Genomic DNA, 23,762 nt, shown 5'->3' with positions numbered 1-23,762 from the left:
ATCCCCGCCTCACGTTATATCGATGCATTCCCGCGCGTAACCGCAAACAAGGGCATCGATATGGCTGATCTCGAGGTGGGCGACGCAGCGCCCCAATTCGATCTTCCGCGTGACGGCGGCGGCTCCCTCAGTCTCGCCGCGCTCCGGGGCAAGCCCGTTGTACTCTACTTTTACCCGCAGGACGACACCACAAGCTGCACCAGCGAGGCGATCGGCTTTTCGCAGCTGAAGCCGGAGTTCGAGAAGGCCGGCGCCGAAGTGATCGGGCTGTCCCCCGATAGCGTGAAGAAACACGACAAATTCAAGGCGAAGTACGATCTCACCGTCGATCTCGTCGCCGACGAGGAGCGCAAGGTGATCGAGGCCTATCATTTGTGGGTCGAGAAGACGTTGTACGGACGCAACTATATGGGTGTCGAACGCGCCACCTTCCTGATCGGCAAGGATGGGCGCATTGCCCGCGTCTGGCGCAAGGTTCGCCTCAAGGGCCATGCCGAAGAAGTGCTCGAGGCCGTGCGCGCGCTCTGAACGTCGCCAAAGCCCATCAAAGCAATCGACAATTATGGTCGTTAATCGTCAGGTGCCTCGGCCTTCGGCTGCCGCCGCGTCCTCCAGGATTTCGAACGATGGCTCGCTTGGTCGGCCAGCGCGGCAAGATGGCCACGCAAACCGCGCGCACCCATCATGGACGACAGCGTGACTGATTGCGTGGCGAAGCGCCGCTTGAAATCCTCGCCGCCGCAGAGAAAATCGACGGTGGCAAGGCCACGGTCGAACGACCATTGGATATAGTCCATCATCAGCACCATGCCCGGCGAGGCGCGCTCGTATTCGGGATCATAGGTGGTGACGAAAGCCATCATCGTGCCATGCTGCTCGAAATTGATCGAGACGGCGACGATCGTGTCGTCAAGCTCCAGGACGAAGATGCGCAACAGCCCGAGGTCGGCCAGCACCGAAGTAAGCGCGGCAAGAACCGGCGAGCCCTTATCGAACAGATCCGAGGCACGACCATGGCGAGCGAGCCAGAGGCGCTTCAAGGCCGCGACGCGCTCGAGCACCGGCTCGCGCGACTCCGCCGCGTCCAGCAGCCGGAAACGCAATGCACCGCTTTCTTCCATGAACTTGCGGCCACGACGATAGTTCTGCCGGCCCTTCTTGGACAACGTCTCGAACCATTCCGCCCCACGCTGCCAGGAGCCAGCGACACGATAGCTGATTTCAGTGCGGTGATTGGGCCGAAGCGCCTTGCCATGGGCCGGTTCCAGCAGGGCATGAACACCGGCATCCGGCAGCAGACGGTTGAGATAGATCAGGTCGAAGCCACCCTGGTCAAAAACATACTGCCAGAGGCGGGAGATCGCCCGCGGGTCGCTGTCGGGTGCAACCAGCGCGTCGCCATAGTCACTGTGATCCTTCGCCGCCCATTCGAGTATGCGGATGCCGGAACGCCTGAAGGTCGCGAGCGCTATCACGCCGTCGAGCCGGTCGCCGTTCCAGGCAAGCCCAATCCTGAGCGCGCGCCGCTCCTGCTGCGGGGTGGTGCGCCACCAGGCCGCAATCCAGTCCGGGTGCTGGAAGACAAGCCCGCCAGCTCGCTGCCAGAGCGCCCTCCAGGCCGGTGCGATCTCGGCCAGGCGCGCCGCCGACGTCACGACTTCGAAGGTGTGTGTCCGCGCGATTGCGAGCACAACGGGACCGTTCATGGCGGTGTCCCCTCCGAGGCTCGCGAGGTGCGTGACCGTGGCTTTCCGGGCCGGACGCGCCTGGCGATATGCCCCCACATCCGCTTCAGCGGCATGACGTAGAGGCCTGCGAGCGACTGATAGTCACGCACATCGCGGTCGACCAGCCCGAACTTGAAGTCCTCGTCAGGCCTCGGCACACACAATGTTCCGAAGAGCCGGTCCCAGAACGAGAAGAGCAGCCCGAAGTTCTTGTCGTAGTGGCGCGGATCGACACTGTGATGCAACTGATGCCAGTGGGGACACAGGATCAAATGGTTGAGCGGGCCGAACGAGATCTTGAAATGCGTGTGCCTGACGAAATCCATCATCAGGATGTTACGCATGACATAGACGTTGACGCCAAAAACGGTCAGTTCGACAAGGTTCAGCGAAATCAGCGACCAGATGCCGAAGCAGAACCCTACGATGATGCCGTCCCAGGCTCGGTTCATCAACTCGTCTAGCGGATGGACCCGGTCCTTGGTGATCCCGACCATCACCTCGGCCGAGTGATGCACCTTGTGCAGTTCCCAGAGCAGCGGATAGCGATGCTGGGCGACGTGATAGAGATAATAGGAAATGTCGTAGGCGAGGAGCATGCTGACGGTGAAGATCAGAACCGTCACCGGCCCTGCCGGCCCCTCGGTCAGAGGCGGCTGGAAGTGGAACAGTGTCGAAAGCAGCCGGTTAGTCCCGTACCCCACCGCGGTGACGAAGACGATTCCGGCGGGCAGCATCAGGAAAGGCATCAGTGCCTTCTTGGTGACCCAGAACAGAAGGTCGGCCCTCGCGGAGGGATGGGTAATGACCTCGTGCGGGATGACGAACTCGAAGAACTCCTTCCAGCTCTTTTCATCGACCGTGCGCCAATAGGCTACAAGCGCGCTGACAAAGGCAGTCAGCAGCAAAAGCCCGGTCGCCAGCAGACTGGTGCCCGATATCTTGTCGAGGATCTTGCCAACCAGATCGTCCAGCATTCCTACCGCCACGGTGAATCCCAAACACCAACACGCCTTTACTCGAAAAACGTCAACTAAACGCAATCGAAGAGAGTTAAGAAACCGCGCCTTACTCTGAGAGCTACAGGCTGCCCCTGGCAGAACATTAGTGTTCGTTGCCAACGATTTAGCGACATGGCGGCGCGTCCAGGAGATTTTCGCGCAATCTCGTGCCCGTGCTGCGTGCATTCGGCGCCGCGCGGTCGACCCGGCAAGCCTTTGTTAACCCTAATAATGTGTAATCAGGCTTGTCGTTGGTCCCGTAACGAAAGCCTGGTCCCCGTGAAACCAACCGGTCAGTCAGCTGTCTTCGGCAGGCGCAAGGAACCGCACACGGTCATCATCGCCCGCGGCAACGAGATAAGGCATTTCACCATCCGCCCCTGGCTTGCCGCCTTCCTCGGCTCGGCCGTGGCGGCAATCGCCATCGGCTATCTGCTTGCCACGTCCTATCTGGTGTTGCGCGACGACCTGATCGGCGCCACGACGGCCAGGCAGGCGCGCATGCAGCAGGCCTATGAGGACCGCATCTCGGCCCTTCGTGCCCAGGTCGACCGCATCACCAGCCGCCAGCTTCTCGACCAGCAGCTGATGGAAACCAAGGTCAGCGAGCTCTTGGCCAGGCAGACCCAGCTCAGCGAGCGCCACGGGCGGCTCGGCCCGATCCTCGAGCGTGCCGAGAACGAGGTTGGAGACGCGCCCGCGGCAGGCGCCGCAGCGGCCAAACGCGATGAACCCGCAGAGATCACCGGCAGCCTCTCCCAGGCGCCGACCTATTCCGTCGCATCCTTGAGCGCCGGTGACACCAGGCCCTTCTCGCTCTGGTCGACAAGGTCCGATCCGCTCGAGGGTGAAACCGCCGCTGATCGCGCCGACAAGCTGTTCGTCTCGATCAACGCCTCGCTGAAGGCCATCGAGAGCCAGCAGCTCTCGCGCATCACCACGCTTGCCGACAGCGCCTACAAGAATGCCGATGCCATAACCCAGGCGCTGGAAGCCGCGGGCTTGCCGGTCGACAGCGAGCTCAACAAAAGCGACGTCGGCGGCCCACTGGTGCCGCTCGATCCCTCGCTGGTTTTCGACAGCAAGGTCAAGGAACTGGACGAGGCGCTCGACGCGCTTGACGGGGTCAAGAAGGAGGCGCGCAAGCTGCCGCTCGCCAACCCCGCCCCTGGCCATCCGGTGACCAGCCCGTTTGGCGTACGCACGGACCCGATCCTGGGCAGCGCCGCCCTGCACACGGGCATGGATTTCAGGGCGCCGATCGGCATGCCGGCCAAGGTCACGGCCGCCGGCATCGTCACCAGGGCCGGCTGGGCCGGCGGCTACGGCCGCATGGTCGAGGTCGACCACGGCAACGGCTTTGCCACACGCTACGGCCATCTGAGCGAGATCGACGTCACTGTCGGCCAGAAGCTCGCCGCCGGCGACATCATCGGCAAGACCGGCAGCAGCGGCCGCTCGACCGGCCCGCACCTTCATTACGAGGTGCGCCACGACGGCGAGGCGGTCGACCCGCTGCGCTTCCTCACTGTCGGCAAGAAGGTCGCGCAATACCTTTGACCGGCTTATCCGACAAAGGCGCCTGCGGATCGGCTAAGCGCCGTAATTCTCCTGTCCGGCCAGGTACATCGTTGCCGCCGAAACCAGAGTAAGGACGCCGTTCTTCAACGCCGTCTCGTCGACACGGAACCTGGAATGGTGGAGCGGGTAGACCGATCCGACCTCCTCGTTGCGGATGCCGAGCCGGAAATACACAGACGGGCGTTTCTCGCTGTAGTAAGCGAAGTCGTCGGCAATGCTCCATCCAGGCATGTTGAGAGCATTGTCCGCGCCGATGCTGGCCCTGGCGCCGGCCATGATGAGCGCGGCCATACCGGCATCGTTGACGACGCCCGGTTCGCCCCGATGGATGTCGATCTTTACGCTGGCGCCGTGGCTTGCCGCTATTCCTTCCAGCTCTTCACGAAGCCGGCGCCAGGCCCGCACGCGAGTGGCGTCGTTGCCGCTGCGGATGGTGCCTTTGAACGCGACCTTGCCGGCTGTGACGTTATAGGCATTGCCGCCATTGATGGCGGTCACCGAGATGACCAGCGGATCATAGGGATCGGTCTCGCGCGAAACGATCTTCTGCAGCTCGCTAACCATGGAGCAGGCGACCGTCAGCGCGTCTATGCCTTCATAGGGCTTTGCCGCATGCGCCGCCGAGCCCGTGGCCAGCACATCGAACGTGTCGCAGGCGAGAGTGTAGGGACCCGGGCCGACGGCCACCTTGCCCGACGGCGTATACGGATCGACATGGACGCAGATCGCGGCATCGATGTCGTCGAGAAGCCCCTCCTCGATCACCCGTTTGCCGCCTGACGGTTCATCTTCCTCGGCCGGCTGGAAGATGAGGCGAACCGTTCCGCCGAAACTGTCGCGTGAGCGATTGAGATGCGCGGCGACCGCAAAGCCCATCGCGGCGTGGGCGTCGTGGCCGCAGGCATGCATCACGCCCGGATTTTTGGATGCAAAGTCGACGCCGGATTCCTCTTCGATCGGCAGGGCGTCGATATCGGCGCGGATAGCCACCTTGCGGTTCGAAGGCCGGCCGGTGCCGACGATGTCGACGGCAAGCCCGTAGCCGGCCACATCACGGATTTCGGTGATCCCTTCCCTTGCAAGCATCTCGCGCAAATAGCGCTGCGTGCCCGCTTCCCGGTTCGACAGCTCGGGGTGGCAGTGCAGACGGCGCCGGATCTCGATCATCCGATCGAGAATTCCGGCATCGATCTCGGGCGGCCGGTCAGGTTTTGACATGGATATCCCGCGGGAACTTCGTCAGCGTCTCGTTGCCGGTCTCGGTCACCAGAATGGTCTCGCTGACCTCGATGCCCCAGCCATCCATCCACATGCCTAGGATGGAATGAACGACATTGCCCGGTTGCAGCACCGTCTTGTCGCCGGGCCGCAGGCTGATCGTATGCTCGCCCCAATCCGGCGGATAGGCAACGCCGATGGAATAGCCTATGCGCGATTCCTTCTTCAGCCCGTGACGCGCAATCACCTTGCGCCAGGCCGCTTCGACCGCTTCGGCGGTCGTGCCTGGATGGGCGGTGTCGAGCACCGTATCCATGCCCTCGATCACCGCCTTTGCCGTGTCCGCGACGCGGGCTGGCGTCTTGCCGAGCTGCATGGTCCTAGCAAGCCCCGCCGCGTAACGGCGGCAGACGCCAGCGAGCTCAAGCGCGATGGTTTCGTCCTTCCCGAACCGCCGGTCGCTCCACATGATATGCGGCGCGGATGCGTTTTCGCCGCCGAGGATCGTCGGCGGCAGCGCCGTGATGTCGCCAGCGAAATCCGGGCTGCCGGCGATCTGGGCCGCCTGAATGGAAGCAATCGCGTCGCATTCGCGCACACCTGGCGCGATGACCTCATAGGCCCGCGCGACCGCCGCTTCTGCCAGTTTCGAGGCCTTGCGCAAATAGTCAATTTCCGGCGCCGACTTGACCGCGCGGATCCAGTTCACGAGGAGGTCTGCGTCGTGCCATTTGGCGTTGGGCAGTCCGGCGACGAGCCGCGCATGCGCCTTCGGCGAGAAATAATAGGCTTCGAGTTCGATGCCGATGTGACGGTTGCCCCAGCCCTTGGCGACGATCCAGGCCGCGATCCAGTCCATCGGATGCCGGTCGGCGCGCTGGACATGGTCCTCCGGGAAGCCGACGACGTTTTCCGGCTTCATCCAGGCCGTCAGCAAGCCGCCGGCGGCATCCATGGCGCGGCCTATCCAGACAGGCTCCGCGTCCTCGATCGGAACAAGCACCACCTGTGGCGTATAGAACGACCAGCCGTCATAGCCGGTGATGTAGTGCTGGTTGGCGACGTCGTTGACGATGAGGAGTTCGATGCCGCGCCTGGCCATCTCAGCGCGGATTTTTCCGAGCCGCCGCTGGTACTCTGCGCGGGCAAAAGGCAGTTCAATCATCTTTTCTCCTCACCGGTCGGGGACGAAGCCCTATCGTCCTACCATCGCGGTGGTCGTGAGCGACGACAATCGGCCAGGACGGTGCATAGGCAGGGCCTACCGAGCAGTCTCGGCTTGCCGGACGCCATGGTTAGTTCCACCTGCCTTGAACGAGCCGGTGACCTGTTCGCCGAACAGAGCGATTGACTCGAACTAAGTTGTAGGATGATATGTATCACCCGATATCCAGACGTGAACCTTGATGACCGTTCATCGCCTCTCGCCGGAAATACTCAGCGCCATGGAAGGCGCCGTCGGCCGAAACGGCATTGCCGCCGAGCCGGCTGGAATGGCGAAATATCTGAGCGACTGGGCGGGCGATTATCGCGGCGAAGCGCTTGCCGTGCTGCGGCCCGGCTCTGTCGGCGAAGTCCAGGCCCTGATGCGCTTGTGCAACGAGCTTGGGCTCGGCATCGTTCCGCAAGGCGGCAACACCGGGCTGGTATCAGGCGCAATCGACAGCAAGGGCAGCGGCTTGGTCGTCTTGAGCCTGGAGCGGCTGAACGCCATCCGGCAGATCGATAGAGACAATTTCGCGCTGCAAGCCGATGCCGGCTGCGTGCTGCAGACGATCAAGGACGCCTGCGAGGTGCAAGATTGCCTCTTTCCGCTCGCGCTCGGCGCGCAAGGCAGCTGCCAGATCGGCGGCAATGCGGCGACCAATGCCGGCGGCGTCAACGTGCTGCGCTATGGCATGGCGCGCGACCTGATACTGGGTCTCGAAGTCGTGCTGGCGGACGGCGAACTGTGGAACGGCTTCTCCGGTCTGCGCAAGAACAACAGCGGCTACGACCTGAAGCAGCTTTTCATCGGCTCCGAAGGCACGCTCGGCATCATCACCGGTGTCGAGGTCAAGCTGTTTCCGAAACCGGCGCGAACCGAGACCGCTTACCTCGGCCTGGCCTCGTTCGAGGCGGCCGTGGCGCTGTTCAACCAGGCGCGCCGCGACTGCTCGGACCTCATCTCCGCTTTCGAGATCATCGGTGCCGAATGCATCGAGCTTGCCAAGCTGATCGACCCGGCGATGAGGGCGCCGGTCGCCGCGCCCGTCCACGTGCTGATCGAATTGTCATCCAGCGCTGCTATCGACCTCAACAGCTTGCTGGCCGGCCTCCTCGGCGATGCCATGGAAAATGGCCTTGTAACCGACGCGGTTCTCGCCGCGAGCACGACGCAGGCCAGGAGTTTTTGGGCGATCCGCGAAGGTCTGGTCGAAGGCCAAGCCAAGCGTGGCTATCATGTGCGCACCGACCTGTCGGTGAGGATTTCCGACATCCCCAGCCTCATCGAAAGAGCCCGCCGCTTCGTCGCGAATGACCATCCCGGCTGGATCCCGCTCGCCTACGGCCACGCCGGTGACGGCAACATCCACTTCAACGTGTTGCCCCCGCTCGAACTCGCCGAGAATGAAGCCCGTGCCTGGGGTGCCGAAGTCATCGCCGGGCTCTATGAAATCGCCATCGGTCTCGGCGGCTCGATCAGCGCGGAGCACGGCATCGGCCGCAGCCGCCGCAAGGAATTCTGGGCCGGGCTTTCGCCGGCGCATCGCCGCATGGTCGCGGCGCTGAAGAGCGCACTCGACCCCAAGGGCCTGATGAATCCCGGTTGCCTGTTGCCCGCGACGGAGACTTTTCCATGAAGCAGAGACTGGCCGCCATCGGCACTGTCGAGACATTGCCGCACCGGGTCGCTGCCTTCCTCAGCCGCGGGATCGAATCCGGCGAATTGAACCCCGGCGCGCGCCTGCCGACCGAGCAGGAACTGTCCGAAAAATTCGGCGTCAGCCGCAATGTCGTGCGCGAGGCGATCGCCCAGCTTCGCGCCGACGGCATGATCGAGGCGCGCCAAGGCGTCGGCGCCTTCGTGCTGGCGCCCGAGCAGCGAGCAGCGATCCGCATCGACCGCGAGGCGCTCAAGGACACGCACAACATGGAGCGGCTGTTCGAGCTGCGCTGCATCCTCGAGGCCGAATCGGCTGCGCTCGCCGCGGCGCGCCGCAATCAGGGCCATCTCGATTCGATCAAGGCTGCGCTCGACCGCATGGGCGGCGAGGAGCGTTGGGAAGAAGGCAGCATCGACGCCGACCTGCTCTTCCACCGCGAGATCGCGCGCGCCACCGGCAACAGCTACATCCACACCTTCATCTCGTTCGTCTGCGAGCAGATCCGCCACTCGATCCACTACGCGCGCATGACGAACCCGCTGCACGACCTCGTCGAGATCAATGTCGGCGAGCATGTGCGCATCTATGAGGCTCTGGTGGCGGGCGATCCGGCCGCGGCGGAGGCGGCGATGCGCACGCATATCGTCGGCGCCGCCAACCGCGTCGGCGTCAAGCTGCCGCTCTCGAAAGACACCGGAGCGAGATAGCCATGCCTGCGAGCGTCACCCGCATCTCCGACGTCTGCCTGCTGGTCGAAAATATCGAACGGACGGTTGATTTCTACGTCGACAAGCTCGGCTTCCGCTTGCGCCGCCGCGCCGAAGGCTTTGCCGATTTCCATGGCGAGGGCGTGACGCTCGCTGCCTGGGAGCTCGACCACATCAACCGGCACACCGGCGTGCCCAACCTGAGATCGCCGCGCCACGCGCATAAGGTTTGCGTCGCCGTGCAGCTCGACACGCCGGCCGACATCGACCGGCTGCACGGCGAATTGAGCGCCAAGGGCGTGCCCTTCTACGGCCCGCCCGAAGATTACGTCTGGAACGCGCGCTGCGCCTATTTCAGCGACCCGGACGACACGCTTTGGGAGCTTTACGCCTGGCTCGACGGCGGCCCTGGCGATTACCACGACGAACAGCCGTAGACGACGCCGGGCCGAAGGGAACGGCGCCTGGAGAAGAGACGAAAAAAGTCTGCAACAGGAGCGAAAAATGAGTGGGAACAGGGACTTCGAATTGAACCGCCGTGCGTTTGTAAAAGGCGGCATGGCAGCCGTTGCGGCCATATCTGCCGGCATGCAGCTGGTGCTGACGCCGGGCGCCAAGGCCGCGGGCAAGGTCGTCATCCAGTATGACTGGTTGATGTCCAACGGACAGATCGGCGATATCGCGGCCGTCGCCAACGGCTATTTCAAGGACGCTGGGCTGGAGGTCGAGTTCAGCCCCGGCGGCCCCAACGCGTCGACCGTGCCGCCGGTCATTTCGGGCGCCGCCCAGCTTGGGCAGTTCTCGGAAACGCCGCAGCTATATTCTGCCCGCGCCAGCGGCGTGCCGATCAAGATCATCGCCTGCGGCTTCCGCACCGGTCCTTATGCATTGACCTCGAAACCGGCCAAGCCGATCCGCAGTGTCTCCGATCTCAAGGGAAAGAAGATCGGCATCCAGCCGACCGCACGCTTCGTCATCGACGAGATCCTGGCCAAGAACGGCATCGACCCGTCGGAGGTGACCATCGTCAATGTTGGCTTCGACAAGGCGCCGCTGGTGCGCGGCGATGTCGACGCCATCGGCGGCTGGATCACCAACACCCAGGCGCTCAGCGTCGTCGGCGACGACCGCATCGACCTTCTGACGCGCGACCTCGGGCTGAGCTCCTACGCGGACGTCTATTTCGCTACCGACGCGGCAATCGAAAAGGATCCTGAGACGCTGGCGAAGTTCATCGGCGCCGTCGGCAAAGGCTGGGGCTGGGTGCATGCCAATCCGCAGGAAGCGGTCAAGAAGATGGTCGCCGCCTATCCGGAAATGGATCTTGGCTGGGAGGAAAAGACCGTCAATCTGGTGCTGAAACTCTCCTTTGACGGCGCCACCGCCAAGGACGGCTGGGGCACGTTCGACCCGGCCTCGATAGAGGAGCAATTGGCGCTGCTCGACAAGGTTGGCCAGTATCCAAACGGTCGCCCGGCGGCCGCCGATGTCTACACCACGAAGATACTCAAACTCTCGGCCGCCGACCGGCCCAAGCTCGACGCGCCCGCCGCGTAAAGAATGATCTCAAAAAGTGGGAACCGGCTTTTGGAAAAAATCATGCTCCAACTAAGAGTTAGATCAGCATGACGGTCCAATCAGACGTTGTGCTGATCTAATGCCGCACGCGATCGAAGCGCGACGGCTGGATGTCGGCTATGGCGGCCGGCAGACGGCCGTCAAAGTGCTCGCCGGCCTCGACCTCACCGTCGAGGCCGGTTCCTTCCTGTCGATCCTGGGCCCGTCAGGCTGCGGCAAGTCGACCTTGCTCAGGGTGGTGGCCGACCTGCTCGATCCGCTCGGCGGCGCGATCAGCGTGCTTGGCCAGACGCCGCATACGGTGCGCTCGCGCCGCGATGTCGGCTTCGTCTTCCAAGATCCGACCCTCCTTCCCTGGCGCACGGTGCGCGACAATGTGCGCTTGCCGCTTGGCGTCGGCCTGCGCAGCCTGACACGCAAGATCGAGGATCGCAGCACGGAACTGCTTGAATTGATGGGACTCGGCGGCCTCAGTGAGCGCCTGCCGCACCAGCTCTCCGGCGGCCAGCGCCAGCGCGTGGCGATCGCGCGCGCCCTGCTCGGCGAGCCCAAATTGCTGTTGATGGACGAACCCTTCGGCGCGCTCGACGAGATCACACGCGACCGGTTGAACGACGAGCTGTTGGCGCTCTGGCGGCGCAGCGGCACGACCATCCTCTTCGTCACCCATTCGATCGCCGAAGCCGCCTATCTCGGCGAGCGCGTCATCGTGCTGGCCGCCAATGCGGGACGTGTCGTCAAGGACCTCGACATGCGGCCCCTCAAGCAGGAAGGCAATCGCTGCAAGCGCGAGGATGCGGCGATCGTCGCCGCCATGGCCGATCTGCGAACGGCGCTGGAGCGCGCATCGTGAGACAGGCGCCGCTCTCCCCGCAAACGACGGTCGCGCTTCCGGTCCTGGGCGCGGCTTCGATCCTGCTTGCCTGGCAATACATTCTGCCGCTGCTCGGCGTGCCGGCCTATATCGTGCCGACGCCCACCGCTATCTTTGGTGTCTTCCAGAAGAATTTTGCGCTTCTCGTCGACTATCTGCGGCCGACGCTGATCGAGGCGCTGGCCGGCTTCGTCATCGGCAATCTCGCTGCCGTGCTGCTGGCCGTGCTCTTCGTCCACAGCCGCGTCCTGCAGGCCGCCTATTTCCCGATCGTGCTGTTCTTCAACACCATCCCCATCCTGGCGCTTTCGCCGATCATCATCCTGATCTTCGGCCTCGGCATGACGCCGAAGATCGTCATCGCCGCGGTGATCTGCTTCTTCCCGACGCTGGTGAACATGATCCGCGGCCTCGATTCGGCCAGCGACAACGAACACGAGCTGTTCCGGGTGCTGTCGGCGACACGCTCGGAGATCTTTTGGAGCCTGCGCCTGCCCCGTGCTCTGCCGATGTTGTTCTCGTCACTCAGGATCGCGTCGGCCACCGCCGTGATCGGCGCCATCGTCGGCGAGTGGATCGGCTCGGACAAAGGGCTCGGCGCGCTGATCATCCAGGCGACCTTCAACTATCAGTCCGACCGGCTCTACGCCGCGATCGTTCTTTCGTCATCGCTGTCGATCGCGCTGTTCTGCCTGGTGGTCCTCGTTGAGCGGCGGATCATTAAATATTGAGCCCCGGCCGCCCGTGGGACCGCCCGAGTTAACAATAGCCTCCCGATCAGGCATTCATCGCGCATTTAATCCGCCTGCTGTAGGATGCCGGCGTACAACCAAACCGGGAGACAATTCGTGTTAAGAACTTTTCACGTCTCGATCCGAGCAACGCTGGCCTTCATCTGCCTCGTCGGCTTGGCCGCGGCCGCTACGGCCCTGTTCCCCACCACCGCGTCGGCGCAGCAGCTGCGGCGATGCGCGAATGAGGGTGGCATTTGCCGCCTGCCTTACCCAACGGAAGTGGTCTACGGCGCGCGCGGTCGAATGACCTCCCGGTTTTTCGATCGTCGAGCCATCCCTTGCTCGAATCGCATTTTTGGCGACCCCGCCCCCGGCCGCGAGAAGGCCTGTTATTTCGTGGCGCGTGGCGGCGGCTATGGCGATGACAACGATTACGGGGACGATGACTACGGCTCGCGCCCGGACCGCGGCGAATGGGTCGCCTGCGCCAGGGAGGGTGAGTTCTGCGATTTCCGTGGCCGCGCAATGGTCAGATACGGCGCACGCGGCCAATACACGCAGGACGTCTTCAGGAACGGCGTTCGCTGCAGCAACGACGCTTTCGGCGACGATCCCGCTCCAGGCGCTCACAAGCGCTGCTACGTCAGGCAGTAGCGGCCTGACCGCAGCTCGATAAGGCGGTGGCCCTGGCAAGGGCCGCTGCCGCGTTCTGCTTAAGCTTGTTCGGCGTAATGGTGGGCGATGACGGGCTCGAACCGCCGACATCTTCGGTGTAAACGAAGCGCTCTACCAACTGAGCTAATCGCCCGCCTGAGCGCGGACCTTTAAGCAGTTAGGCTCGGCTTCGCAAGGCCAAATGAACCGTACGGCGCGCCTGTCGCGGCAGGTTTTCCCCGGCCTCGACGCCGCTGTCAAAAAACCTTCTCCTGATTGCTGTAATGGTTGAAAGCCGCGCTTGACACCCGCAGGCGAACCCCTTATCCAGCGCCTCAACGACGACACGCCTGACACGTGCTCGTCAGTGCGCGGGTGTAGCTCAGTCGGTTAGAGTGCCGGCCTGTCACGCCGGAGGTCGCGGGTTCGAGCCCCGTCACTCGCGCCATTTTCCTTTGCGGGATCAATCGCAAAATCTGGCTTGTGCAGCGCGCTTTGAGGCGCATCCCGCTGTGTGCCCTGAATACCATTCGGCTATGGTCGCTGGCCAATTTCGGACGGCCATTCAAGGCTTTAAAAGGACTGACGCCGCGCGAATATCGCGGCAGGTTTGCCAACTGAGGGCCTTCTCGGAACCATTCCAACCTTGTCCCGTTCAGCCCTCGGGTAAAACGGGAGAAATCAGATGGCTGTGAGATGTCGGATTTCCATCGACGATGAGAGGGATGTCGACGAGCTCGCCTTCCAGGAGCTGCCGCGGGTCGGCGAAAGCGTGTCGATACCGGTCGAGGGAACGAACAGGGACCTCCGCGTCCTTCGCGTCGTGCATATGCCCGGCAGCGAGCAAGGCGCAACGACGATGCTGGAACTGACCAGCAGGATTCTGTAGCGCTATCCGAGCCCGATCAAGGAAAATCATTCGCCCAGGACGACGCCGGAAGCGACAATCTGGGCCGTCCGTTCGGTGAGCTTCTGCCGCTTCACGAGCGTGGGTTTTTCGTAAAATTTCTTCATCCTGCCGTTCCGGCGTTGCAAACCAGGAGGATGAACGCGCTCGCTTGAGGAGCGTTCCGGGTCAAGAGGCCGCTAATAAACCGCGTGGACTACGAGTTCATGCCTTCGCCAGCAGCGCCTCGACCTCTTGCGATGTCGGCATAGACGGCGCGGTGCCGGGGCGGGTCACCGAAATGCCCGCGACCCCGCAGGCGAAGCGCACGGCCTCCAGCGGCTCGACGCCTTTTGCCAAAGCGGCGGCAAGACCGCCGTTGAAAGCATCGCCCGCGCCGGTGGTCTCGACCACCGGGCCGGCATTGACGGCGTCGACATGCTCGGAGCGGTCCTTGGTGTGCAGAAGCGCGCCCTTGTCTCCCAGCGTCACGATGACGGCCCCGACACCCTTGGCCAGCAGAGCGTCGGCGGCGCGGCGGGCGTCGTCGACCGACGACACCTTGATGCCGGTCAGCCCTTCGGCCTCGGTCTCGTTGGGCGTGACATAGTCGCAGAGCGTGTAGATGCGGTCCGGCAGGCTCGCGGCCGGCGCGGGATTGAGAATGGTCGTCACCCCTGCCCCGCGCGCGATCTCAAGTGCCTTCAAGGCCGCGTCGATCGGCTGTTCGAGCTGGGTGACGAAGACGCCGGCGGAGCGGATCAGGCCGGCATGCGCCTCGATGTCTGCGGGGGAAATCAGCATCGCCGCGCCCGGGCTGACGATGATGGCGTTGTTGCCGCTGCCTTCCTCGACGAATATATAAGCCGCGCCGGTATAGCTGTCCGGCGTGTCGATCACGGCGCTCTTGACGCCAGCATCCCTCCAGGTCTGCTTGGCCATGTCGGCAAAGGCATCGACGCCGAGACGTGTGAGGAAGGTGATGTCCGCGCCAAGCTTGCCGGCCGCCACCGCCTGGTTCGAGCCCTTGCCGCCCGGCCCGAGCTTGAACGAATTGCCGAGGATCGTCTCGCCCATGCGCGGCTGGCGATCGGCGCGATAGGCGGTGTCGGCGACGAACACACCCAAAATCACGACAGGCTTGGCGGCGGCCATGTCCTTACTCCGCATCCGGGGGCACAACGCCTTTGCGGAAGGCAAAGCAGCCATAGAAGCGGCGCTCGCCGGTCTGGATCACGCAATAGGCCTTCTTGGCGCGTTCGTAGAAAGCGTAGCGCTCGATCGAGATCATCGGCCAGGGCTTGCCCTCGGCCGCATCGATCTCCTTCTGGACCTCCTTCTGCACCGGCGGGATCTCGTACGGCTTGCCGACGATCTCCATGCGCGCCGCGGCATCGTTGACGAATGTATCCAGCGGATAAAGTGACAGCACCGCCTTCACCACGTCGGCCGCCGTCGCATCGATGCGCAAGAGCTTGCCGAGCACGGTCTGCCGCGCCACCGAATCGGACGGGAAATTGGTGTCGGCGATGATCAGATCGTCGCCATGGCCCATCGCCCGCAGCGCCTGGAGCACGTCGGCATTGAGCAGCGGATTGATCCCTTTGAGCATGGTTTCCTCCCGGAAGTCTGTGTGCGGTCTGGAGCAATTCCAGGAAAGGCGGTTTTCCGTCCGGAATTGCGCAAAGATCTAAAGTCGCTTGCCGGTTTCGGCGTCGAAGAGGTGGACCTGGTCGAGACGCGGCTTGAGCTTCAGCGTATCGCCCGGCTTGAAGTCGTGGCGCTCGCGAAACAGCGCCACCATCTCGCCCTCGCCGAAGCGCACGAAAACCAGGGTTTCCGAGCCGGTCGGCTCGACAACCGAGATCTTGGCCTCGACGCCGTCGGGATGGATCTCCAGGTGCTCCGGGCGCACGCCGTAGACGACGGCCTGACCGTCCTCGCCGGCACTGTTGGCGGGCATCGGAAACGCTGTGCCGGCAATGTCGACGACCCGTTTCTCGCCCTTCGTCACAGTACCCTTGAGCAGGTTCATCGCCGGCGAGCCGATAAAGCCGGCGACAAACAGATTGGCGGGCCGGTCGAACAGTTCGAGCGGCGCGCCGACCTGCTCGATGCGGCCGTCGCGCATCACCACGATCTTGTCGGCCATGGTCATGGCCTCGATCTGGTCGTGGGTGACGTAGATCGTCGTGGTCTTCAGCCGCTGGTGCAGTTCCTTGATCTCGGTGCGCATCTGCACGCGCAGCTTGGCATCGAGGTTGGAGAGCGGCTCGTCGAACAGAAACACCTGCGGATTGCGCACGATGGCGCGGCCCATGGCGACGCGCTGGCGCTGGCCGCCGGAAAGCTGACGCGGATAGCGCTTGAGATAGGGCGCGAGGTCGAGGATGTCGGCGGCGCGCTTGACGCGTTCGGCGACGACGGCTGGATCGGTACCGCGCAGCTTCAGCGCGAAGGCCATGTTCTGCTCCACCGTCTTGTGCGGATAGAGCGCGTAATTCTGGAACACCATCGCGATGTCGCGCTTGGCCGGCGGCAGGTTGTTGACGACGCGGGCGCCGATCGAGATCGTGCCGCCGGAAACCGTTTCCAGCCCGGCCACCATCCTGAGCAGCGTGGACTTGCCGCATCCTGAAGGGCCAACCAGCACGACGAATTGCCCATCGGCAATATCGACGCTGACCTCATGCAAGACCTTGACGGTCCCGAACGCCTTGGCCACACTGCTGATCGCGACTTGAGCCATCGTCTCCCCTTTATCTTTTGCGGTGAAGCTAGCCATTGCCGGCGGCAACGGCAAGTCGGTATCTTATAGATAAAAAGCCAATCTTGTTGACAAGGTAATCGATTACGCGAATAGTGGCGAGTGCCAATCCGACGCAGGCCTGTTACCCTGAAATCGGAGCTCCGGCGACGCAGGGTGGGGTCCCACGTCCCCGTATGATCGAGGAGAACCGTAGACGTTTGCACGTCCGAGAAATTGGCATTTCAATTCAATCGCTGTTGTTCTGGGAGGAACCTGTAGATGAGAGTCGACCTGTACGAAAAACTGATGCGCGCCGGTGCGAGCCGCCGCGATGTGCTGAAGGGTGCTGCCTCGATGGCCGCGATCGCCGCTGCGTCCGGCGCCGGGCTCGGCGCGCTGACGAGGCCGGCCGCGGCCGACGATAGTCTGCGTGCGAAAATCCTGCAGATCCCGGGCGTCGGCAAAGGCCAGCCGACGGATGCCGACTTCCAGAAGGTCGGCGAGCTCTGCCTGGAAGCGACAAAGGCCAACGTCAAGGAAGGCGAGTTCGCCGGCGTCGAGCTCACCTTCATGGGCCTCAACAACCAGAACCTGCACAACGTGCTGTTCCGTGGTTTCCTGAAGCCGTGGGAGGCCTATACGGGCGCCAAGATCAGCTGGATCGACCTCGCCCAGGCCGACTACAACGCCCGCCTGCAGCAATCGATCGCCACCGGCACCGTCGACTTCGACATCATCGAGATGGGCGCGCCATTCGAAGGCGATGTCTGCGGCAAGGGCCTCACCTCCGAGATGCCCGACTGGGTCAAGAAGCAGATCGACTTCGACGACCTGGTCAACTATCTCAAGCCGCCGGTCGGCACGTGGAACGGCAAGCAGTATCGCGTGACCATCGACGGCGATGCGCATAATTTCAACTACCGCACCGACGTGTTCTCCGACTCCGAGCTGGCGGCAGCCTGGAAGGCGGACAGCGGCGACAAGGCGGGCCTGACGGAGTGGGGCGTGCCCAAGACCTGGCAGCAGGTCCAGGCCGTGACCAAGTTCCTGAAGGGCAAGAAATTCAAGGGCCAGGACGTCTATGGCTATCTCGACGCCCCCAAGCCCTGGGGCGGTTTCGGCTTCTATTTCCTAGGCAGCCGCGCCACCGCCTATGCCAAGCATCCCGATGACAAGGCCTGGCTGTTCGACGCCGACACGATGAAGCCGCGCGTCAACAATCCGGCCTGGGTGCGCGCCATCCAGGACGTCATCGACGCCCTGCCCTCCGAGCCCGCCGACCAGATCAACGCCGATCCGAACACGACTGCTTTCCAGCAGTTCCTGGCCGGTACCGGCTCGATGATCCCCTGGTGGGGCGACGTCGGCTCGAACGTCAAGACCAACGACAGCTCGGTCATCGGCGATGTCACCGGCTTCTCGATCCTGCCCGGCTCAGACGATGTCTACAACTCCAAGACCGGCAAGTGGGACAAGCTCGCCAGCGGCCCGAACTATGCGCCGAACTGCGCCTATCTCGGCTGGGGCGTCTATGTCATGGCACGCGTCGATGCCGACGAGAAGAAGAAGAAGGCCGCATGGTCGGCCGCAGCCCATCTCGGCGGCAAGGACCTGTCGATCTGGACGGCGATGTATCCGTCGGGCTTTCAGCCCTACCGCAACTCCCATTTCAACATTCCCGAATGGGTTGCGGCCGGCTATGACGAGGCGTTCATCACCTCCTATCTCAAGTCGGAAGGCGATAGTTACAACCATCCGAACGCGGCGATCGAGCCGCGCATCCCCGGCATCTTTCAGTATTACTCCGCTGCCGAGGACATCCTGGCCAACACCTTCGCCGGCAAGATGAAGGCGCAGGAAGGCGCCGACGCCATCGCAGCGGCCTGGGAAAAACTGACCGACCAGATCGGCCGCGAAAACCAGGTCAAGCTCTACAAAGCCTCGCTCGGCATGTAGGCTGGCTTACGAGACGTCGCGGCCCGGTGGCACATCGTCACCGGGCCGCATTTTTACCGGCCGGGCCGGTTTTGAATCGCAAAGAGGCAAGGCGTGGCTGAGCAGACTTCGACCGCGAATGCGTGGCCGGCAAATCCGGCCGACCTGATCCCGGCTGGCCGCAAGCGCCTCGGCTGGAGCCTGCTGGCCGTCGCGACGCTCGGCTTGCTGGCGATCATCGTCGTGCAGATCCTCTACAAGACCGAGATGTCCACGATCGGCTTCGACACCTGGCGGCCGGTGATCTACGCCTACATTCTGTGGGGCGCAGCACTCGGCGCCTGGCAGGTGCTGACGCGCGGCGAGGACGGGCAGCGCGCGCTGTTCCTTTTGCCGGCGCTGCTCTTCACCATCGCCATGGTGATCTTCCCGACGCTGTTCGGCTTTTACATCGCCCTCACCGACTGGAACCTAAGTTCGTTTGCCGGGCGCAGGTTCAACGGCCTCGACAATTTCTGGCAGATGCTGGCCGACCCCTATTACCGTAATGCGCTGTTCAACATGGTGCTCTATGTGCTTGCGGTGCTGGTCGAATATGTCATCGCCTTCGGCCTGGCGCTGCTGCTCAACGCGCAGATCAAGGCGCGAAAGTTCTTCCGCGTCGTCTTCCTGCTGCCGCTGATGCTGTCGCCCGTCGCCGTCTCCTGGATGGTCGGCAAGTCGCTGATGGAGTACCGGTTCGGCCCGGCGGCGACGCTGGCGCGCCATCTCGGCTGGGACAATCCCGCCTTCTTCTCCGACCCGATCACCGCCCGCATCTCGATCATGATGCTCGATGCCTGGACGTTCATCCCGTTCATGATGATCATGCTGCTTGCCGGCCTGCAGGCTATGTCGCGCGAGGTGCTGGAGGCCGCCCGCGTTGACGGCGCGACCGCCTGGCAGACCTTCTGGCAGGTGACCTTTCCGCTGATGCTGCCGGTGTCGGTGACCGCCGTCATCCTGCGCATCATCTTCAAGCTGAAGCTCGCCGACATCATCATCACCCTGACCTCAGGCGGCCCCGGCGGCGCCACCGATTCCGTGTCGAGCTTCATCTATCGCGAATATCGCGATCGCTCGAATGTCGGCTACGGCACCATGCTCGCCATGGCCTATCTGATCATCATCGTCGTGTTCGTGACCTGGCTGCTGAAAGTCGCCAGTCGCTTCGTGCGCAACGTCAACTGAGCGGCATCATGAGCGTCCAGACCACCGACTACACCGTTTCCGAAATCCGCTCGCCGGCGGCCTTCATCACCAGCCGGGTCTTCATCTATGGCGCGCTCGTCTTCTGGGCATTCGTGTGCCTGTTCCCGATCTACTGGACGATCACCACCTCGTTCAAATCGGCGGTCGACGTCACGCAAGGCCATCTCATTCCCTTCGTCGACTTCACGCCGGACTGGAAGGGCTGGCGCTCGCTCGGCCTGTCGCCGGATTCGATCTTCCAGACCTCGACCGTGCGCGACGAATTCTTCAAGCGCTTCATGAACTCGGTCATCACCTCGGTGGGCGCATCGGCTCTCGCCATCATCATCGGTAGCCTCGCGGCCTATGGCCTTGTCCGCTACCGCTACAAATTCGCCTGGTTCAGGAACGAGGACATCTCATTCTTCTTCCTGTCGCAGCTCATCCTGCCGCCGGTCGTGCTGGCGCTCCCCTTCCTGGTGCTCTACCGGGAAGTGGCGCTCCTCGACACCCGCATCGGTCTCGTGCTCCTCTACACGCTGATGGTGCTGCCGATCGTCATCTGGATCATGCGCGACCAGTTCAACTCCATTCCCGTCGAATTGGAGGAAGCGGCTTTGGTCGACGGGCTGTCGATCTGGGGCGCCTTCTTCCGCATCGTCATGCCGATCGCCCTGCCCGGCATGGTCGCCGCCTTCATCCTGGCGATGGTGCTGTGCTGGAACGAGTATTTCTTCGCCGCGCTTCTGACATCGACCGACGCCAAGACCATCCCCGTCATGGTGGCGAGCCAGACCGGCTCGCAAGGCATCAACTGGTGGTCGATGGCAGCCTTGGCCACTGCCGCGATCGCGCCGCTGGCGATCATCGGCATCGCGCTCGAGCGCTACCTGATCATGGGCATGACGGCCGGCTCGGTGAAGTAGCTGGACCTTTCCTTCCCGTGGGGGAAGGTGGCCGCGCAGCGGCCGGATGAGGGGTGTTCCAGGGAACGCGGACGCCTCACTCCGCTGGAACACCCCTCATCCGTCTCGGCGCTGCGCGCCGATCCACCTTCTCCCACAAGGGGAGAAGGAAGAACCGCGCCTATCGCACCAGGATGGACCTTAAATGATCAAGGATCATGGCGACGCCGATCTTGCCGAGGCCTGCCGAGGCCTCCGCCGCGTCTTTCGTGTACCAGCCGGTATTGTCGGCCAAACGCTTCTCGTCCACGGCTTCCGGACATAGCGCCAGCATCAGCGAGGTTTCACCTTTGCCGGCATGGTCGAACGGGTATTTGCCGTTCATCGCAGCCGGCATCAGTGGATGCACCTGCACCCAGTTGAAGACATTCTCGCCCTGCGCATGGCCGGCATAGTAATCGGCCATGCTGTTCGACCCCCACCAGCCCTCGCCGCGTTCCTTTTCCAGGAAGCGGAAGATCGCCTGCCGCCCCGCAGTCTTGAAGGCGAGGTCGGTCGGCATGCCCGCCACGAAATTCTCGGTCTGGTGGTGGATGATGGCGTGGATGTTGTGGAAACCGATGCGCAACAGCCCGTAGAACAACTCCTCGGCGAATGGCGAAAGCACCGGACCACCGACCTGCACCGAGCCGCTGCCTTCCGGCGCCGCCACCGCATAGCTTGCCGCGCCGTAATAGAAGGGCGGCAGGATGACGAGGTCCCTCTCCTTCTCGATCAGCTCCACCGTCTTGATGACGGCCAAAGTGTCCATCCCGACCGCCATGTGCTCGCCATGGTATTCGAGCACGCCGAGCGGCAGCACGACCGGCCAGTTCTCCTCGATCGCCTTGCGGATCTGGTGCGGCAGCATCAGCTCGTAGCGCATGCCCTACTCCATATTGGTGTGCCTGGCGCGCATGGCTTCCGGCGTCGCATTGGTCAGCGCCTGGAGCCTCAGCACCATGATCTCGAACAAGAGGAACAGCGCGCCTTCGAACAGCGAGCCCATCGGCAGCACCGAGCTTCTTGCCGCGCCCTGGTCGCTGGCCATGGTCTGGGCGGGAATGACCAGCGTGAAGTCGGCAAGCTTCGCCGCGCTGCCTGTCGGTTCGGCCGTCAGGAGCAGCACCTTCGCGCCGGCATCGCGGGCAACCCGCATCAAGGTCAGCACCGTGGTGGTCTCGCCCGGCCCCGAGCTCGCCAGGAAGACGTCGCCCTGCCCGAGCGGCGGCGTGGTCATGTCGCCGACCACCGAGACCGGCAGGCCGAGATGATAGAGCCGCATGGCAAAACCCTTCACCTGCAGCGCCTCGCGGCCGCAGCCATAGACGGCGATCCTGCCGGCGCCGGCCAGCATGGCGCAGGCTGCGTCGATCCGCGCTTCATCCGTGCGCGCCAGCACCGCGCCAAGCTCGTCCAGCGCGGTCGCGAACATGCCGGATCCGGCTTTGCTCATGGAATGGCTCACCCTATCTGCGCGATGTCGCGTGTCTCTACAGATTCGGCGGCTCGCTGGCCGCGAAAGGCTTGTTTTTGTTCATGCTACCATTGCGAAAATCGCTGTCCAACGAGCCTCGGCACTTTTGCTGGGCCACCGGCGTGATAGTGTCATGTCAGACAAATCGCTCCGGGACATCGTCAGACATGAAGACACGGCACTTCGACCGCATCGGCAATGGCGGCATCACCTTCACCGAACTCGGCTTCGGCACCGCGCCGCTCGGCAATCTCTACCGCGCCATCTCCGACGAGGACGCCAATGGCACCCTGGAGGCCGCATGGAAGGCCGGCTGCCGTTACTTCGATACGGCGCCGCTTTACGGCCTCGGCCTGTCGGAAACCCGCCTCAACCCGTTCCTGCGCGGCAGGAAGCGCGACGACTATGTGCTGTCGAGCAAGGTCGGCCGCCTCATGCGCGTCGCCCCGCCGGACCAGCGCACCGGCATCGGCAAGTTCTTCGAGACGCCGTCGCGCCGGGAAGTCTACGACTACTCCTATGACGGCGTCATGCGCTCCTTCGAGGCCTCGCTGGAGCGTCTTGGCGTCGACCGCATCGACATCCTCTTCGTGCACGACGTCGACATCTTCACCCATGGCAGCAAGGAAGCCTCGGATGCCCGCATCGCGGAGTTCATGTCGTCCGGCTATTACGGACTGCTTTCGCTCCGCGACCAGGGCGTGATCAAGGCTATCGGCGGCGGCATCAATGAGTGGCAGGTCGCGCAGACGCTGGCCGAACGCGGCGATTTCGACCTGTTCCTGCTCGCCGGCCGCTATACGTTGCTCGAACAGGAAGCGCTGCAGTCCTTCCTGCCGCTTTGCCAGAAGCGCGGCATCGGCATCGTGCTGGGCGGCCCCTACAATTCCGGCGTGCTGGCGACCGGGCCGAAGCCCGGCGCCTTCTACAACTACAGCGAGGCGCCGAAGGAAATTCTGGATCGCGTCGCGCGTATCGAGGAAGTCTGCAAGCGCCACAATGTGCGCCTGATCGAGGCGGCGCTGCAATTCCCGCTGCAGCATCCGTCGGTGATGTCGGTGATCCCCGGCGGCCAACGGCCGTCGGAAGTCGAAAGCAACCGCGCGCTGCTCGACACCAAAATACCAGCGGCGCTGTGGGCGGATTTGAAACAGGAAGGCCTGATGCGCGCCGACGCGCCGACGGCCTGAACCGGCTGCCTCTCAGCCGAAAAAAGAAAAGCCGGGCAAGCCCGGCTTTTCTGCACTTAAAGAAAAAGGTCTTAGTTGACCGCGTCCTTGAGGCCCTTGCCGGCCGAGAACTTCGGCACGGTGCGCGCCGGAATCTTCACTTCCGCGCCGGTCTGCGGATTGCGGCCGGTCGAAGCAGCGCGTTTTGACACGGTGAAATTTCCGAAGCCGACAAGCCGGACATCGCCGCCCTTCTTCAGTTCGCCTGTGATCACGGAGAACACCGCATCGACGGCGGACTGCGCATCAGCCTTCGAAATGCTTGCGGCATCGGCGACAGCGGACACCAGTTCGTTCTTGTTCATCAAAATTCCCTTCCATGAGAAAACCGGAACTTACGACTCATCCGGCAGGAAACGGACTTTAGAAAG

25 protein-coding genes and 2 tRNA genes are annotated in these 23,762 nt (G+C 63.3%); 15 read left to right on the top strand and 12 right to left on the bottom strand.

Annotation, left to right across the window (positions count from 1 at the left end):
• Positions 1-60: 60 nt before the first annotated feature.
• Entirely contained in the window at positions 61-528 is a 468-nt protein-coding gene (locus EJ069_RS06340) for a peroxiredoxin (RefSeq protein ID WP_126060572.1), read from the top strand.
• A gap of 41 nt (positions 529-569) precedes the next feature.
• On the opposite strand, the gene EJ069_RS06335 is transcribed toward EJ069_RS06340, so the two are convergent.
• Complete coding sequence (locus EJ069_RS06335; RefSeq protein WP_126060571.1) at positions 570-1,706, bottom strand: GNAT family N-acetyltransferase; 1,137 nt, start codon at positions 1,704-1,706, stop codon at positions 570-572.
• Entirely contained in the window at positions 1,703-2,704 is a 1,002-nt protein-coding gene (locus tag EJ069_RS06330) for a sterol desaturase family protein (RefSeq protein WP_126060570.1), read from the bottom strand. The genes EJ069_RS06335 and EJ069_RS06330 overlap by 4 nt, the downstream gene beginning before the upstream one ends.
• A 303-nt stretch (positions 2,705-3,007) precedes the next feature.
• On the opposite strand from EJ069_RS06330, the gene EJ069_RS06325 reads away from it, so the two are divergent.
• Positions 3,008-4,288: a M23 family metallopeptidase gene (locus EJ069_RS06325; RefSeq protein WP_126060569.1), complete on the top strand. Its 1,281-nt coding sequence runs from the start codon at positions 3,008-3,010 to the stop codon at positions 4,286-4,288.
• Between the two features lie 33 nt (positions 4,289-4,321).
• On the opposite strand, the gene EJ069_RS06320 is transcribed toward EJ069_RS06325, so the two are convergent.
• Entirely contained in the window at positions 4,322-5,527 is a 1,206-nt protein-coding gene (locus tag EJ069_RS06320; protein ID WP_126060568.1) for a M20 family metallopeptidase, read from the bottom strand.
• Complete coding sequence (locus EJ069_RS06315; protein ID WP_126060567.1) at positions 5,514-6,692, bottom strand: M24 family metallopeptidase; 1,179 nt, start codon at positions 6,690-6,692, stop codon at positions 5,514-5,516. The genes EJ069_RS06320 and EJ069_RS06315 overlap by 14 nt, the downstream gene beginning before the upstream one ends.
• Positions 6,693-6,933: 241 nt before the next feature.
• On the opposite strand from EJ069_RS06315, the gene EJ069_RS06310 reads away from it, so the two are divergent.
• The 7 genes from EJ069_RS06310 (at position 6,934) to EJ069_RS06280 (ending at position 12,941) form a co-directional block, all read left to right on the top strand.
• The gene (locus tag EJ069_RS06310) at positions 6,934-8,370 is read left to right on the top strand and encodes an FAD-binding oxidoreductase (protein ID WP_245456448.1); all 1,437 of its coding nucleotides are present in this window, start codon (positions 6,934-6,936) and stop codon (positions 8,368-8,370) included.
• Positions 8,367-9,101: a FadR/GntR family transcriptional regulator gene (locus tag EJ069_RS06305; protein ID WP_126060566.1), complete on the top strand. Its 735-nt coding sequence runs from the start codon at positions 8,367-8,369 to the stop codon at positions 9,099-9,101. The genes EJ069_RS06310 and EJ069_RS06305 overlap by 4 nt, the downstream gene beginning before the upstream one ends.
• A gap of 2 nt (positions 9,102-9,103) precedes the next feature.
• Positions 9,104-9,538, top strand: coding sequence for a VOC family protein (locus EJ069_RS06300; protein WP_189476194.1), 435 nt, complete (start codon positions 9,104-9,106; stop codon positions 9,536-9,538).
• 67 nt (positions 9,539-9,605) lie between these two features.
• A complete protein-coding gene (locus tag EJ069_RS06295) occupies positions 9,606-10,658 on the top strand; it encodes an ABC transporter substrate-binding protein (protein ID WP_189476191.1) in 1,053 nt (350 codons plus the stop codon).
• 100 nt (positions 10,659-10,758) lie between these two features.
• A complete protein-coding gene (locus EJ069_RS06290) occupies positions 10,759-11,532 on the top strand; it encodes an ABC transporter ATP-binding protein (protein ID WP_126060564.1) in 774 nt (257 codons plus the stop codon).
• Complete coding sequence (locus EJ069_RS06285; RefSeq protein WP_126060563.1) at positions 11,529-12,284, top strand: ABC transporter permease; 756 nt, start codon at positions 11,529-11,531, stop codon at positions 12,282-12,284. Before EJ069_RS06290 ends, EJ069_RS06285 begins: the two co-directional genes overlap by 4 nt.
• A gap of 84 nt (positions 12,285-12,368) precedes the next feature.
• Positions 12,369-12,941, top strand: a complete 573-nt coding sequence (locus EJ069_RS06280; RefSeq protein WP_245456447.1) for a hypothetical protein — start codon at positions 12,369-12,371, stop codon at positions 12,939-12,941.
• A 78-nt stretch (positions 12,942-13,019) separates the two neighbouring features.
• On the opposite strand, the gene EJ069_RS06275 is transcribed toward EJ069_RS06280, so the two are convergent.
• Positions 13,020-13,095 (bottom strand) — tRNA-Val (locus EJ069_RS06275).
• A 217-nt stretch (positions 13,096-13,312) separates the two neighbouring features.
• Between EJ069_RS06275 and EJ069_RS06270 the strand changes: the two genes are divergently transcribed.
• Positions 13,313-13,389 (top strand) — tRNA-Asp (locus EJ069_RS06270).
• Between the two features lie 237 nt (positions 13,390-13,626).
• Positions 13,627-13,830 (top strand): hypothetical protein, encoded by a 204-nt coding sequence (locus EJ069_RS06265; RefSeq protein WP_126060562.1) that lies wholly within the window; start codon positions 13,627-13,629, stop codon positions 13,828-13,830.
• A gap of 26 nt (positions 13,831-13,856) precedes the next feature.
• Here the strand turns inward: EJ069_RS06265 and EJ069_RS32650 are convergent, their stop codons facing one another.
• The 4 genes from EJ069_RS32650 to ugpC all read right to left on the bottom strand — a co-directional run bounded on the left by EJ069_RS32650 (position 13,857) and on the right by ugpC (position 16,576).
• Positions 13,857-13,955: a putative RiPP precursor gene (locus EJ069_RS32650; RefSeq protein ID WP_189341582.1), complete on the bottom strand. Its 99-nt coding sequence runs from the start codon at positions 13,953-13,955 to the stop codon at positions 13,857-13,859.
• A 97-nt stretch (positions 13,956-14,052) separates the two neighbouring features.
• Complete coding sequence (gene rbsK, locus EJ069_RS06260; protein ID WP_126060561.1) at positions 14,053-14,982, bottom strand: ribokinase; 930 nt, start codon at positions 14,980-14,982, stop codon at positions 14,053-14,055.
• Between the two features lie 4 nt (positions 14,983-14,986).
• Entirely contained in the window at positions 14,987-15,439 is a 453-nt protein-coding gene (locus EJ069_RS06255) for an RbsD/FucU family protein (RefSeq protein ID WP_126060560.1), read from the bottom strand.
• A 78-nt stretch (positions 15,440-15,517) separates the two neighbouring features.
• Positions 15,518-16,576, bottom strand: a complete 1,059-nt coding sequence (gene ugpC / locus EJ069_RS06250; RefSeq protein ID WP_126060559.1) for a sn-glycerol-3-phosphate ABC transporter ATP-binding protein UgpC — start codon at positions 16,574-16,576, stop codon at positions 15,518-15,520.
• A 279-nt stretch (positions 16,577-16,855) separates the two neighbouring features.
• On the opposite strand from ugpC, the gene EJ069_RS06245 reads away from it, so the two are divergent.
• The 3 genes from EJ069_RS06245 to EJ069_RS06235 all read left to right on the top strand — a co-directional run bounded on the left by EJ069_RS06245 (position 16,856) and on the right by EJ069_RS06235 (position 20,667).
• The gene (locus EJ069_RS06245; RefSeq protein WP_126060558.1) at positions 16,856-18,532 is read left to right on the top strand and encodes a sugar ABC transporter substrate-binding protein; all 1,677 of its coding nucleotides are present in this window, start codon (positions 16,856-16,858) and stop codon (positions 18,530-18,532) included.
• 93 nt (positions 18,533-18,625) lie between these two features.
• Positions 18,626-19,741 carry a sugar ABC transporter permease gene (locus EJ069_RS06240; RefSeq protein WP_126060557.1) on the top strand — a complete coding sequence of 372 codons (1,116 nt, stop codon included), beginning with the start codon at positions 18,626-18,628 and terminating at the stop codon, positions 19,739-19,741.
• A gap of 8 nt (positions 19,742-19,749) precedes the next feature.
• On the top strand, positions 19,750-20,667 hold the full coding sequence (locus tag EJ069_RS06235; protein ID WP_042644446.1) for a carbohydrate ABC transporter permease: 918 nt from the start codon (positions 19,750-19,752) through the stop codon (positions 20,665-20,667).
• A gap of 160 nt (positions 20,668-20,827) precedes the next feature.
• Here the strand turns inward: EJ069_RS06235 and EJ069_RS06230 are convergent, their stop codons facing one another.
• Together EJ069_RS06230 and hxlB are read right to left on the bottom strand one after the other, a co-directional pair.
• A complete protein-coding gene (locus tag EJ069_RS06230) occupies positions 20,828-21,571 on the bottom strand; it encodes a creatininase family protein (RefSeq protein ID WP_126060556.1) in 744 nt (247 codons plus the stop codon).
• Between the two features lie 3 nt (positions 21,572-21,574).
• Positions 21,575-22,141: a 6-phospho-3-hexuloisomerase gene (hxlB, locus tag EJ069_RS06225; protein ID WP_126060555.1), complete on the bottom strand. Its 567-nt coding sequence runs from the start codon at positions 22,139-22,141 to the stop codon at positions 21,575-21,577.
• A 188-nt stretch (positions 22,142-22,329) separates the two neighbouring features.
• Here hxlB and EJ069_RS06220 point away from each other — a divergent pair, with 188 nt between their 5' ends.
• The gene (locus EJ069_RS06220; RefSeq protein ID WP_126060554.1) at positions 22,330-23,352 is read left to right on the top strand and encodes an aldo/keto reductase; all 1,023 of its coding nucleotides are present in this window, start codon (positions 22,330-22,332) and stop codon (positions 23,350-23,352) included.
• 71 nt (positions 23,353-23,423) lie between these two features.
• Here EJ069_RS06220 and hupB read toward each other — a convergent pair whose 3' ends face one another.
• On the bottom strand, positions 23,424-23,696 hold the full coding sequence (gene hupB, locus EJ069_RS06215; RefSeq protein ID WP_040969493.1) for a DNA-binding protein HupB: 273 nt from the start codon (positions 23,694-23,696) through the stop codon (positions 23,424-23,426).
• Positions 23,697-23,762: the final 66 nt, after the last annotated feature.

The organism is Mesorhizobium sp. M2A.F.Ca.ET.043.05.1.1 (genome assembly GCF_003952445.1).
In the GTDB taxonomy this organism is placed as follows: Bacteria; Pseudomonadota; Alphaproteobacteria; order Rhizobiales; family Rhizobiaceae; genus Mesorhizobium.
Note: the sequence above shows the minus strand (reverse complement) of the source record. Positions and strands in the feature narration are given on the sequence as shown.